The following is a 12,848-nucleotide window of genomic DNA, read 5'->3' as shown; positions in this document are numbered from 1 at the left end:
AACGTCGCCATCTTACCCGCCACCACCGCCCCCGTCAGGGGTCAGAGAAGTGTGGCTGACTACCGGCAACATTCCTGACGCGCAGCCGAAGAGCTTTCGCCTTGAAGAACTTTCATCCGTGAACCTCGGCGTCTGGACTATAGTGAGCAGACCGCCATGTATCAGACCAATGTCCAAGACGTGATGGCGATACTCATCACTGGAGTTTGATATTTCTCATCACAGAGGTAGGAGATCACCGATCAAAGGGACTTTGATCCTCGACACTTGACGGGCATCCCCCCGCCGGTCGCCCTTGTTCAGCATGCGGCTGTCGGAATACTCGATGTCACTCCCTTCCAACGAGAGGACACCGCCGTGCCGACGACGACATCCACCCGAAGTCCCTCGCCTCCCCCGCTCTCCCCCCGCCAGAACCCCTGGCGTGTCGACCAGCTGCTGGCCCTTGCCGGCAGCCACGAGCTGGCCGAGCTCACTCGCTACCGCCACCTCGCCTTCAGCTTCCTGACCTTCAATACCGCGATCAGCCGCTTGCTGGCTGGCCTGGGCATCGAATGCGAAACGCGCCTGAAGAAACTGGCCCACATCGCCCAGCGGCTGGAGCTGCTGTACCCGCTCTCGAGCAGCGAGCGCTACTATGCCAAGCTGCACGCCAAGCTGCGCCAGAAGGATGCCGCTCCCTGCCATTTCATCGGCAGCGAAGACATGGCCATCGACGCCTTGACCCAGGCCCTGATGGACGCCGAGGCGTCACGATGCTTCTATGAGCAACTGCGTGAGGCCAGCCCCGCCAGCCTTCACTTCCTGCTGGCCGCCATCGTCCAACAGAAACAGGCCGAGCTCGGCGTGCTCAGCGAGCGCTTGACCAGCGGCGAGGGCCTCACCCAGCCCGCCGCCCTGTGCTAGGCCTCGTGCCCTCTCAACGACAAGAGGCGGCCTTAGGGCCGCCTCTTGTCGTTCAGGCCGTCACCGCCGGAGGATCACCCCAGCCACACCCGGGCATTGCGGAACAGACGCAGCCAGGCGCCGTCCGTCGTCCACTCGGCCGGCCGCCAGGAGTTGGTCACCGCCCGCGCCACCCGCTCGGGGTGCGGCATCATGATGGTGACCCGGCCATCCGGGGTGGTCAGGCCGGTGATCCCGGAGGGTGAACCGTTGGGGTTGGCCGGATAGTGAGCGGTCACCTGGCCGTAGTTGTCGACGTAGCGCAGGGCCACCTGGCCACTGCCCTGCATGCGGCGCAGGTGGGCACTGTCGCGGAACTCGGTGCGCCCCTCGCCGTGGGCCACGGCGAGGGGCAGGCGCGAGCCTTCCATGCCGGCGAGCAGGATCGACGGGCTCTTCTCGACCTGGACCATGGAGACCCGGGCCTCGAACTGCTCCGACTCGTTGCGCACGAAGCGCGGCCAGTTATCGGCACCGGGAATCAGCTCCTTGAGCTGGGCGAGCATCTGGCAGCCGTTGCACACACCGAGCGCGAAGCTGTCGTCGCGGCCGAAGAAGGTCGCGAACTGCTCCCGGGCGCGGGGGTTGAACAGCACCGACTTGGCCCAGCCGCCGCCGGCCCCCAGGACGTCGCCGTAGGAGAAGCCGCCGCAGGCCACCAGGCCCTGGAACGCCTCGAGGCTCACACGCCCCTCGAGGATATCGCTCATATGCACGTCGATGGCCTCGAAACCGGCGCGGTCGAAGGCCCAGGCCATCTCCACCTGGCCGTTGACGCCCTGCTCGCGCAGCACCGCCACCGCCGGGCGGGTCTTGTTGAGGTAGGGTGCCGCGATGTCCTCGTCCACCTCGAAGGTCGGACTCGCCGACAGGCCCGGGTCGCGATCGTCGAGCAGGCCGTCGAACTCGCTCTTGGCGCAGTCGGGGTTGTCGCGCAGCGCCTGCATCCGGTAGCTGGTCTCGGCCCAGGTCCGCTGGGTGAGCAGCCGGGTGGTCTCGAGCAGCGGCTCCTCGAACAGGGTCACCCGCACCTGGTCGTCGTAGCGCGGGCGGGCGATGACACCGCAGGTCTCGATGCCCGCCGCGGCGAACTGGGCCAGCACCTCCTCGGTGTACCGGCGGTTGACCTGGATCACCGCGCCGAGCTCCTCGGCGAACAGCGCATCCACCGCCTCGGCGGGCTCGTCGACCAGCCAGTCGAGCTTGATCTCGAGGCCGGCGTGGGCGGCGAAGGCCATCTCCAGCAGGGTCACCAGCAGGCCGCCGTCGCTGCGGTCGTGGTAGGCGAGCAGCCTGCCCTCGGCGTTGAGGCCCTGGATCACCGCGAAGAACGCCCGGAGGTCCTCCGGGTCGTCCAGGTCGGGGCAGTCGTGGCCCACCTGGCCGTAGACCTGGGCCAGTGCCGAGCCCCCCAGGCGGTTACGGCCACCGCCCAGGTCGATCAGGATCAGGTCGGACTCGTCCTGCTCCAGGTTGATCTGCGGGGTCAGGGTCTTCAGCGCATCGGTCACCGGGGCGAAGCCGGTCACCACCAGTGACAGCGGCGAGGTGACGCTCTTCTCCTCCGCCTCGCCCTCGTCGTTCTCCTCCTGCCAGGCGGTACGCATGGACATGGAGTCCTTGCCCACCGGAATAGCGATGCCGAGCGCCGGGCAGAGCTCCATGCCCACGGCGTGCACGGCGTCATACAGGGCCTGGTTCTCGCCCGGATGATCGGCGGCGCTCATCCAGTTGGCGGAGAGCTTGATGTCGGAGAGCTTGTCGATCGGCGCCGCGGCCAGGTTGGTGATCGCCTCGGCCACCGCCAGGCGGGCGCTGGCCGCCGGGTCGATCAGCGCCACCGGCGGGCGCTCGCCGAGCGCCATGGCCTCGCCGGCATGGGTGTCGAAGCTGGCCGTGGTCACGGCGACATCGGCCACCGGCACCTGCCAGGGACCGACCATCTGGTCGCGGGCCACCTGGCCGGTGATCGAACGGTCGCCGATGGTGATCAGGAAGCTCTTGGAGGCCACGGTGGGCAGGCGCAGCACCCGATCCATGGCCTCGCGCAGGTCGAGGTTGTCGAGCATCACCCCCGGAAGATCGTTCGCCTCGCGGCTGAACTCGCGCAGCATCTTGGGCGGCTTGCCGAACAGCACGCTCATCGGCAGGTCGACGGGCTTGCTCTCGAAGTGGCCGTCGCGCACCTCGAGGTGATGCGCCGCGAGGGCCTCGCCAACCACCGCATAGGGGCAACGCTCACGGGCACAGAGGGCATCGAAGGTGTCGAGGTCTTCCGGGGCCACCGCCAGCACGTAGCGCTCCTGGGCCTCGTTGCACCAGATCTCCAGCGGGCTCATGCCCGGCTCGGCGTTGGGCACGGCACGCAGGTCGAACAGGCCACCGCGCTCGCCGTCCTTGACCAGTTCCGGCAGGGCGTTGGAGAGGCCGCCGGCGCCCACGTCGTGGATGAAGCGAACCGGGTTGCCCTCGCCCAGCGCCCAGCAGCGGTCGATCACCTCCTGGGCACGGCGCTCGATCTCGGGGTTCTCGCGCTGCACCGAGGCGAAGTCGAGATCGGCGCTGGAGGCGCCGGAGGCCATGCTCGAGGCCGCTCCGCCACCGAGGCCGATCAGCATCGCCGGGCCGCCCATCACGATCAGCTTGCCGCCCACCGGGATCTCGCCCTTCTGGACATGGCCGTCGCGGATATTGCCGTAGCCACCGGCGATCATGATCGGCTTGTGGAAGCCGCGGCGCTCGATGCCGTCACGTCCCAGGGCGTCCTGCTCGTAACTGCGGAAGTAGCCGGCCAGGTTGGGCCGGCCGAACTCGTTGTTGAAGGCGGCACCGCCGATGGGGCCGTCGAGCATGATCGACAGCGCCGACTGCATGCGCTCCGGCTTGCCGTAGTCGAAGGCCTCCCAGGGCTGCACGAACTCGGGGATGCGCAGGTTGGAGACGGTGAAGCCGGTCAGGCCCGCCTTGGGCTTGCCGCCGATGCCGGTGGCGCCCTCGTCACGGATCTCGCCGCCGGCACCGGTGGCGGCACCGGGATAGGGCGCGATGGCGGTCGGGTGATTGTGGGTCTCCACCTTCATCAGGATATGGATCGGCTCGCGGTGGGTGCCGTAGACGGCCTTGTCGGCGGCCCTGCCGGTGAGCGGGGCAGCGAAGAAACGCCCCGCCTCGGAGCCCCGGATCACCGCGGCGTTGTCGCTGTAGGCCGAGAGGATGTTCTCGGGAGAGGCCTCATGGGTGTTCTTGATCATCCTGAACAGCGAGTGCGTCTGCGCCTCGCCGTCGACCACCCAGTCGGCGTTGAAGATCTTGTGGCGGCAGTGCTCGGAGTTGGCCTGGGCGAACATCATCAGCTCGACATCCGAGGGGTTGCGCCCCAGCCCCCGGAACGCCTCGCACAGGTAGTCGATCTCGTCCTCGGCCAGGGCCAGGCCGAGTTCGACATTGGCGGTCGCCAGCGCTTGCCGGCCGCCTGCGAGGATGTCGACGCTGCCCAGCGGGGCCGGTTCATGGTGGGCGAAGAGCCGGGCCGCATCCGAGGCATCGGCCAGCACGCTCTCGGTCATGCGGTCGTGCAGGGTGGCGACGATGCCCGCGAAGGCCTTCTCCGAGAGCATGCCCTTGAGCTTCACCCGGTAGGCGATGCCGCGCTCGATGCGTCGCACCCGGGCCAGGCCGCAGTTACGGGCGATATCGGTGGCCTTGGAGGACCAGGGCGACTGGGTGCCGATGCGCGGCACCACCAGAAAGAGACGGCCCTCGCTGCTGCCGGCGGCCTCCTCGCCCCGGGAACCCACGCCCCGGGAACCATAGTCGAGCAGCTGCTCCAGCACGGCCAGGTCATCATCGGCCAGCTCGCCGTCATGGTCGACGAAGTGCACGTAATCGGCGTGCAGCGACTCGACGGCGGCAACGGTGTCGCGCAGGGCGGCCAGCAGCTTGGCATGACGGAAGGCGGAAAGGGCGGGCGCGCCTCGCAGTTCGAGCATGTCTTGGAGCCTCTGAAACGGATATATCGGGGGGCCGCGGCGCTGCGGCAACGAGCGCACATGATACTGGAAAGCACCGGGCGCGAGAAATCGTGGAGATGACAGCCCGCCGTCCACTGGTTATGGTGACGGGTCCCCGTCGTCATCCAGCAGTCGAATGCCCACAGCCCTTTCCGACCACCTCCGACGCTCATGGCGCGGCTATGCCGCCTCGGCCGTCGCACTGCTCCTGGGCCTGCTGCCCGAGCGCCCCGGCGTGCCCGATGGCCGACATCTCGAGGCGATACTGGCACGTGACTTCATCAGCGTGCACACCCGCAACACTCCCACGACCTACTACCTGGGACGCCAGGGTCCCACCGGCTTCGAGTACGAGCTGATGCGACGCTTCGCCGACCACCTCGGCGTCAGCCTGACCCTGGACGCCAGTCACAACATCCCCGAGGTGATCGAGGCGGTCCGGCGCGATGGCGACCTGGGCGCCGCCGCCCTGCCACTTGACCCGACCCGGCAAGGCGTGATCTTCAGCCGACCGATCCTCGACCTGCGGCCGCTGCTGGTCTACCGCCGGGGACTGCCTCCGGTGAAAAGCCTCGACGACCTGGACGGCCTGGCGATCGCCACCCTGGGAGGCTCCGGCACCGACCTGGTACTTCGCGAGCTGCAGGCCGAGCATCCCGGGCTGAGCTGGCAGGAGTCCACCGACCTGGAAGTGGCCGAACTGCTCGGCCGGGTGGAGGACGGCACCCTGGACGCCGCAGTGGTCTTCGACCATCAGTTCCGCCTCAACCGGCTGTTCTTTCCCGGCGTCGAGCGGGGCTTCGAGCTGGGCGAGCCACTCTCCATGGCCTGGGCCTTTCCCGCCGGGCGCGGCCTGGGGCTGGTGGAGTCCGCCAACCGCTTCCTGGACGAACTACGGGAAGGGGGTGAACTGGATGACCTGATGGCCCGCTACTTCGGTCACGACGACTATCTCGAGTATGTCGGCGCCCGCACCTTCATCAACCATGTGCACCAGCGCCTGCCGACGTATGCCGAGTTGTTCCGCGAAGCCGCACGGAATACCCGCTTCGACTGGAAACTGCTCGCCGCACTGGGCTATCAGGAGTCCCACTGGGACCCGGAGGCCACCTCCCCCACCGGGGTGCGCGGCCTGATGATGCTGACCCTGCCCACCGCCGGCGAGCTGGACGTCGACGACCGCCTCGACCCGGAGCAGAGCATCGACGGCGGGGCCCGCTACCTGCGCAGCCTGAAGGAGCGCCTGCCCGAGTCGATCACGGGAGACGACCGGCTGTTCATGGCCATGGCCGCCTACAATGTGGGGTTGGGGCATCTCTACGACGCCCGTGACATCGCCGAGATGCGCGGCGGCGATCCGGATCGCTGGGCCGACGTGCGCGAGGCACTGCCGCTGCTGCAGGAGCGGGAGTGGCACAGCAAGACCCGGCACGGCTATGCCCGCGGCGGCGAGCCAGTGATCTACGTGCGCAACATCCGTCGCTACTACGAGATCCTCGCCTATGTGGATCGCAGCCAGCAGCAGTTCCATCGCCTCAATGCCCGGTTGCCCGACGAGCAGGAGAGCGGCGTGCTCGAACTCATCCCCCCGATCATGTAGGGCGGGTCAGCCGGCCTCCTCGCCTTCCCGCCGGGCAGCGAAGAACTCCCTGAGCAGCCGCGTGGCGCGCGCCGCCAGCACCCCGCCTTCCACCTTGACGCGATGGTTGTACCAGGGCTGGGCGAAGAGATTGGCCTTCGACTCCACCATGCCGCTGCGTGGTTCGGCGGCGCCATAGACCACCCGGGCGAGGCGAGCATGGATGATCGCTCCCGTGCACATCAGGCAGGGCTCCAGGGTCACGTAGAGGGTACAACCGTCCAGCCGGTAGTTGCCGAGGCGCTCGCCGGCAGCGCGCAACGCACGCACCTCGGCGTGGGCGCTGGGATCATGGCCCGATACCGGGGCATTGAAGCCGCGCCCCACGATCTCGCCGGCGGCGTCCACCACCACCGCGCCCACCGGCACCTCGCCGGCGGCCAGCCCCTCACGGGCCTGGTCCAGCGCCCGGTGCATGTAGAATTCGTCACTGCGCATCGGCATCGACTCCGGTAGACTGAACGCCATGAAACGATCGTATGACAACGTCGGCTTCGCGCCATGCCGGCGGCCCCTGGAGGATAGCGACAATGCCTGACGCCCTGAATGCCCTGGTGGACCTGCTCGGCCTTGAGGCCCTCGAGGAGAACCTGTTCCGCGGCACCAGCCAGGATCTCGGCCTGCCCCAGCTGTTCGGCGGCCAGGTGCTGGGCCAGGCCCTGTCGGCCGCCAGTCGGACCGTCGACCCCGCGCGACGCGCCCACTCGCTGCACGGCTACTTCCTGCGCCCGGGCGACGCCCATCGCCCGGTAGTCTATCAGGTCGATGCGGTGCGCGACGGCGGCAGCTTCACCACCCGCCGGGTCACCGCCATCCAGAAGGGGCGGCCGATCTTCTTCTGCAGTGCCTCCTTCCATGGCGAGGAGGGGGGCTTCGCCCATCAGCCGGCAATGCCCGAGGCGCCCTTCCCCGAGGCGCTGGAGAGCCCCGATGCCCGGCTAGAACGCTTCCCCGGCCATCCCATCGAGTTCCTTCATCTCGGTGATGAGGCCAAGCCGGGGCAGCCCGCCCGCAAGCGGCTCTGGTTCCGCCTGGCCGGCGAGTTGCCGGACGACCCGGCACTCAATCGCTATCTGCTCGCCTACAGCTCCGACTTCAACCTGCTGACCACGGCGCTGGTGCCCCACGGCATCACCTTCGGTGACCCGGCCCTGCAGATCGCCAGCCTCGACCATGCGCTCTGGTTCCATCACGACGTCAAGCTCAACGACTGGCTGCTCTACGACATGGACAGCCCCTGGGCCGGCGGCGCCCGTGGCTTCGCCCGCGGCAGCATCTACGACCGCCGGGGCCGTCTGGTCGCCTCCACCGCCCAGGAGGGGCTGACGCGGCTACGCTGAAGCACCGCCCCTTCCGGTTGCTGGCAATGCCCCGGAGTTGTCATTATCATCGCCAACGAAGGCCGGTGTAGCTCAGTCGGTAGAGCAACGCACTCGTAATGCGTAGGTCGTAGGTTCGACTCCTATCACCGGCACCATGAAGACACCACGAGACAGCCGCCCGGCAGATGCCGCGCGGCTGTCTTCGTCTGCACGGGGGGCGCTCAGGTCTCGATACCTGGCGTGGCCGGCTCGCGGCGGCGTGAACGAGGGGCCGGCACATCGGTGGAGAGGTCGAGCTCGTGCTCCTCGCCTTCCTGCCAGTAGCGCAGGTGGGCATCCTCATCCTCGGGAGTGTCGCGCACCAGCTCGAGGAAGTGCATCGGGTTCTCGGGGGGGGCGCCGTTCACCTCGAGCAGCAGCGCCCCCGGCGCCATGCCGGCCTCCTCGGCCGGGCCGCTGACGTCACTGACCAGCAGGCCGGTGTCGTCCGGCAACCCGAGGGCCTCGCGCAGGTCGTCGTCGAGGGGCGTGACCGTGATGCCGAGCGCCACCACCGCCTGGTCGGCGAATCCTTCGTACTCGATCTCGCGCGCGGCATCCAGCACCTGGGGGGCAACGAGGATGCTCGCCCCGGCGGTGAGCGCCAGGGCGATGGCATCACTGGGCCGGCTGTCGATGCGTATCGGGTCATCGCGACCCGCCAGGCGCAGTTCGAGCATGCCGAGGAAGGTGTTGTCGACGATGGCGTCGACGTAGACCCGCTCCAGGCTCACCTTGATGCCGTCGAGCACGTCGCCGAGCAGTTCATGGGTCATCGGCCTGCGCGGCCGGTCACCGCGCAGGCCCCGCAGGATGGCACCGGCCTCCACCGGGCCGATGAAGATCGGGATCACTTCTCGAGCACCGGGCTCGCGGAGCAACACCACCGGTACGCCACCGACCCCGGATATGCCGATGGTGGCGACCTCCACCTCGACCATGGTGTCCGGGTCGGCGGCGAGTTCCCGTGCGGCCGCCTGCCCCCAGGCAACCAGCAGCACGACGAGCAGCGGCAGCGCCAGCAGGCGCCGCAGGGTAGGCAGGCGGGGGGATGACATGGGGCGCCTCGCGACCGCCGACCCCGACGGCTGGGCAGGGTCGTGCCGGCGGTTGAGTGAATGCCCTTTCAGAATGGCAGCCTCGTCGCCGCTGCGCCATTCGGGCAGCAGGCATCGCCAAGCCGGCCTCGGGACAGCCCGGAACGGCGCTGATGCCGGGCCGTTCGACCGCCCTGCTGCCGCACGCTGCTCAGCCGATCTTGACCCTCATCAACTCGTCCCAGCGGGTGGTATAGCGCGAGGTGCGCCGCTCGCAGCGCAGCGTCCAGGCGTTGTCCTTGCCAGGCAGGCCGAAGCGCACGGTATCGCGCCCCATCTCGCGGTTGAGTCGGTCGACCGTCGCCATCAGCCGCTGGCTACGGTCGCGTTCGGCTTCGCTCCGGGACTCCTCCAGCAGCGAGAGCTGTCGCGCCCGGTCGTCCACCAGGTCGAGCAGCATGACGCCGCACTTCTGGTAGCGGTAACCGTCGCGGAAGATCGCCGCGAGCCCGCGACCGGCGGCCACGAGCAGGTCGCGGCTATCGGCGGTGGGTCCTGCCAGCGGCACCACCACGCTGTTGCGGTACTGGGGCTCGCCGACCTGGAAGGGGCTGGTGCGCAGGAACACCTGGACGGCCCGAGCCAGGCTGCCCTGGCGACGCAGCTTCTCGGCCGCCCGGGCGGCGTGCTGGCGCACCGCCGCCTGCAGATCGCCGGGCTCGCCGGTCAGGCGCCCGAAGGAGCGCGACACCAGGATGCACCGGCGCGGTTCGGCCAGGTCGTCGAGGTCGATGGCGGGGTGGCCACGCAGCTCCCAGACCAGCCGCTCCAGCACCACCGAGAAGGCCCGGCGGATGCGCCCGGGGTCCGCCTGGCGCAGCTGCCAGGCCGTGTCGATGCCCATCAGCGCCAGCCGCTCGCCGGTTCGGCGCGCCACCCCCCACAGCTCGACCACCGGCAACCGTTCGAGCACATGGCGCGTCACGGCACTGTCGGCCTCGAGCCGACAGACCCCCTCGTAGGCCGACTGTTGCTTGGCCAGGTGGTTGGCCACCTTGGCCAGCACCCGGGTGGGCGCCAGCCCCACCCCCACTGGAATGCCGGTCCAGCGGCGCACGGTGTCACGCAGCCGGTGGCAGTGCGCCTCCAGCCCCGCGGTATCGAAACCGGCGAAGCCGATGAAGCTCTCGTCGATGGAATACATCTCCACGTCAGGCGAGAACTCGGCCAGCACCTGATTCACGCGCCGCGACATGTCACCGTAGAGCGCATAGTTGCTCGAGAGCAGCACCGCCTGGCGGCGGATGGCCGGCGGCAACAGGTGCAGGGGCGCCCCCATGGCCACCCCCAGCGCCTTGAGCTCCCGGGAGCGCGCCACCACGCAGCCGTCGTTGTTGGAGAGCACCCCCACCGGCAGGCCCTCGAGCCGCGGGGCGAAGGCTCGCTCGCAGCTGACATAGAAGTTGTCGCAGTCGACTAGGGCAATCACGGCGATGATGACGACCCGCCCGGGCTGCGGCTCGAGGCTGCGATCCACCACCAGCAGGTCGCCGTCGTGGATACCGTCGCCGAGCATGGAGTCGCCCTCGGCACGCACGAAGTAGGTCGAGGCCGGCCGATGCACCACATGGGCATGCAGGTCGATCTCGACGTCCAGGTGGTCATCCGCGGGGCTGGGGAAGCCGGCCCGCACCCGGCAGCCCATCAGTGGCTGCCCCCCGCTACCGGCTGCGGGGGCGGCACGGCCGATCACGCACACCAGAGAAGCGAACGACATGGGCACCTCCCGATAATACTGTATTTAAACACAGTATCCGGCAGACCACGGCGCTTGGCAAACGAGGAGGTGTCCATAGGCGATCCAGCCCCCGTGTTCGGAGCTGATTCAGACCGGGAAGCTTTCCTTTCCACTGCTGCTGGGCGAGATCGACGGCCGCTGGTGGGTCATTTCTATTGGCCATCGACAAATGGCATAACCGACGGGCCGGCGGCGTCCAGCGCGCCATCGCCGGGCTCGAGGGCCCGGCGATGTCGGCGTAATGCTCCGCTACTGGCTGGCGAATGCCGTGCGCCTTGTTCGGCTCCGTGGCACATCTTACCGAGCGATAAAGGCCAGTTCCTGATCGTTGTCGATAACGGCCTGGTCGTGGGTGAACTGCTTATGCCACTGCAGGCGAATCTGCCGTTTGCAAAGCAAGATGCGACTTGCAGCTTGCACTGTGTCGAGGAAAAGGTATTTTGGCAGCAGGTTAGCAAGGCCTCATGTCGAGCAGGTGCACGTTGACAGAAGCTCCTTTTACTACAGAAGTGGATCGAAATCTTGCGGGAAATCGAGCCCGGCTTCCATGATAAAGGGATATTATACTCTGATCGCCAGGGAAAGAAACATCACCGATATCAAGGCAAGGAAGATTCCCCCACTGAATAGCCCTAGCATCCAGCCCAGGCGCCGGGTATTTTCGGCTGTCTCTCTCGGACCCTTACGAACCGCATCACTACCCGCAGAGGTGACAGTCATCCTTGCCTTTCTCATTCGGTCTTTCTTATAGCCCCAGTGTCTGATAATCACCAGAAACGGCACCAGCGACATCATGCTGCCAAGGATCCAGACAATGAGCCCTCCCAGCAGCTCATCCATGTCGCCATCAACCCACAACCGTCCCAGCTCATCGTAGACCGGGAATAATACGCCTGTCTTCATCGTCAGGTAGGCACCCAGGGCAATGTTAGCGGTCGTGGCAATCCACAACATGGCCAGTCGAGTTCCATAGCGCGTGCTCGAGGGGCGGGTATCGAAGATGCACCACCAGAACAACAGCCCGGACCCCAGCATGGTGACGTGCATCAGGTAATGCACCATGTCATTGCGCAAGGCCAGCTCGAAATACGGTGGATACTGCCAGACATAAGCCAGGCCTGCAAACAACAGGGTTGCCGTGATCGGATGCGCCAGTACGCCGAGTCCCGTCACGCGTCCCACTCGACCTAACACCCGCCGAACATGAGTATTCAGGCCGGATATAAAGGTTGTCTGTGGGGAGGGAAGAAACAGCAGCATGGGCCCCAGGGTGCGTAATAAGAGATGCTGCACCTGGTGCATGGAGAAGCTTCGCTCGCCGAGCGGATCGATGGGCGACTGGAGGGCGAGGAAAAGCATGAAGAGTCCCAGAAATACCAGAGAGGTCTCTCGATGACTCGTTAGTCGTCCGCGTTGTTGGCGTTGCCGTATACCACGTAGATAGACGAAGCACACCAGCGCCAAGGGCAGCATGAAATCCAGATCAAAGGACCAGGAAAACCAGACATTAGCCGCCAGCGCACCATCGCTATGCGCTGCCGCCGGTGTCGCAAGCAGCACCAATAGTAGGCACATCCAGTACCGCTGTCGAGAAGTTGCCATGGCACTCATCCTTGATTGGAAATATCGACCGAGAGCATCGCTACTCACTTTGCGTCGGAAATGGGGCTCCCTCGCTCTCTTCCGCCTGATGGCGGCGTTGCTCCGGCGTCCATAACGTCTTGAGGTAGTTCACCACGGCACGGATCTCGGCAGGGCTCAGGAGATCCTTGAAGGCCGGCATGGTGAGTCGCTCGGTCTTGTTCCAGGGGTCACGCCATCCCTCGGAGACAATCCGGTAGAGCATGGCATCGGAGTGCTTCCAGGTATGGCCCTCCGGCCCGTGCGGGGGAGCCGGCAGTTCGCCCTGGGCATTCTGGCGCTCCCAGTTCGGCATGCCCTCGCCCTGAGGTCCGTGGCAGCTGGCACAATACTGCAGGTAGATCCTTTCCCCGTCTTCCAGCGGAGAGGCATCGCTCGAAGAGGGACCACCCTCCGCCATGGCCTGACCGGCAGCAC

At 67.1% G+C, this 12,848-nt stretch carries 9 protein-coding genes and 1 tRNA gene; 4 read left to right on the top strand and 6 right to left on the bottom strand.

From position 1 onward, the window contains the following. Positions 1 to 357 precede the first annotated feature (357 nt). Positions 358 to 906 (top strand): hypothetical protein, encoded by a 549-nt coding sequence (locus CR157_RS09000; protein WP_110283197.1) that lies wholly within the window; start codon positions 358 to 360, stop codon positions 904 to 906. A 74-nt stretch (positions 907 to 980) separates the two neighbouring features. Here CR157_RS09000 and purL read toward each other — a convergent pair whose 3' ends face one another. Further along, a complete protein-coding gene (gene purL, locus CR157_RS08995; protein ID WP_110283196.1) occupies positions 981 to 4,934 on the bottom strand; it encodes a phosphoribosylformylglycinamidine synthase in 3,954 nt (1,317 codons plus the stop codon). A 157-nt stretch (positions 4,935 to 5,091) separates the two neighbouring features. Here purL and mltF point away from each other — a divergent pair, with 157 nt between their 5' ends. Then, positions 5,092 to 6,555: a membrane-bound lytic murein transglycosylase MltF gene (gene mltF, locus CR157_RS08990; RefSeq protein ID WP_110283195.1), complete on the top strand. Its 1,464-nt coding sequence runs from the start codon at positions 5,092 to 5,094 to the stop codon at positions 6,553 to 6,555. Between the two features lie 6 nt (positions 6,556 to 6,561). Here the strand turns inward: mltF and tadA are convergent, their stop codons facing one another. Further along, positions 6,562 to 7,032: a tRNA adenosine(34) deaminase TadA gene (tadA, locus tag CR157_RS08985; RefSeq protein WP_110283194.1), complete on the bottom strand. Its 471-nt coding sequence runs from the start codon at positions 7,030 to 7,032 to the stop codon at positions 6,562 to 6,564. A 92-nt stretch (positions 7,033 to 7,124) separates the two neighbouring features. On the opposite strand from tadA, the gene CR157_RS08980 reads away from it, so the two are divergent. Next, entirely contained in the window at positions 7,125 to 7,934 is an 810-nt protein-coding gene (locus tag CR157_RS08980; protein ID WP_110283193.1) for an acyl-CoA thioesterase, read from the top strand. A 61-nt stretch (positions 7,935 to 7,995) separates the two neighbouring features. After that, positions 7,996 to 8,071 (top strand) — tRNA-Thr (locus CR157_RS08975). 66 nt (positions 8,072 to 8,137) lie between these two features. Here the strand turns inward: CR157_RS08975 and CR157_RS08970 are convergent. The 4 genes from CR157_RS08970 to CR157_RS08955 form a co-directional block, all read right to left on the bottom strand. Then, positions 8,138 to 9,013 carry a bifunctional nuclease domain-containing protein gene (locus tag CR157_RS08970; protein ID WP_110283192.1) on the bottom strand — a complete coding sequence of 292 codons (876 nt, stop codon included), beginning with the start codon at positions 9,011 to 9,013 and terminating at the stop codon, positions 8,138 to 8,140. A 190-nt stretch (positions 9,014 to 9,203) separates the two neighbouring features. Further along, entirely contained in the window at positions 9,204 to 10,769 is a 1,566-nt protein-coding gene (locus CR157_RS08965; protein WP_110283191.1) for a Y-family DNA polymerase, read from the bottom strand. A gap of 582 nt (positions 10,770 to 11,351) precedes the next feature. Next, positions 11,352 to 12,392 carry a cytochrome c oxidase assembly protein gene (locus CR157_RS08960; protein ID WP_181422017.1) on the bottom strand — a complete coding sequence of 347 codons (1,041 nt, stop codon included), beginning with the start codon at positions 12,390 to 12,392 and terminating at the stop codon, positions 11,352 to 11,354. 40 nt (positions 12,393 to 12,432) lie between these two features. Beyond that, positions 12,433 to 12,848, bottom strand: a 416-nt coding sequence (locus CR157_RS08955; protein ID WP_110283189.1) for a c-type cytochrome, incomplete at its 5' end; no start/stop codon positions are given.

The organism is Halomonas sp. LBP4, from assembly GCF_003202205.1.
Taxonomy (GTDB): domain Bacteria; phylum Pseudomonadota; class Gammaproteobacteria; order Pseudomonadales; family Halomonadaceae; genus Halomonas; species Halomonas flagellata.
Note: the sequence above shows the minus strand (reverse complement) of the source record. Positions and strands in the feature narration are given on the sequence as shown.

Coding starts and splice junctions, on each gene's coding strand:
- CR157_RS08965 (WP_110283191.1), bottom strand. CDS start 10,769: ATGTCGTTCGCTTCTCTGGTGTGCGTGATCGGCCGTGCCGCCCCCGCA.
- tadA (WP_110283194.1), bottom strand. CDS start 7,032: ATGCGCAGTGACGAATTCTACATGCACCGGGCGCTGGACCAGGCCCGT.
- CR157_RS08970 (WP_110283192.1), bottom strand. CDS start 9,013: ATGTCATCCCCCCGCCTGCCTACCCTGCGGCGCCTGCTGGCGCTGCCG.
- mltF (WP_110283195.1), top strand. CDS start 5,092: ATGCCCACAGCCCTTTCCGACCACCTCCGACGCTCATGGCGCGGCTAT.
- purL (WP_110283196.1), bottom strand. CDS start 4,934: ATGCTCGAACTGCGAGGCGCGCCCGCCCTTTCCGCCTTCCGTCATGCC.
- CR157_RS08980 (WP_110283193.1), top strand. CDS start 7,125: ATGCCTGACGCCCTGAATGCCCTGGTGGACCTGCTCGGCCTTGAGGCC.
- CR157_RS08960 (WP_181422017.1), bottom strand. CDS start 12,392: ATGGCAACTTCTCGACAGCGGTACTGGATGTGCCTACTATTGGTGCTG.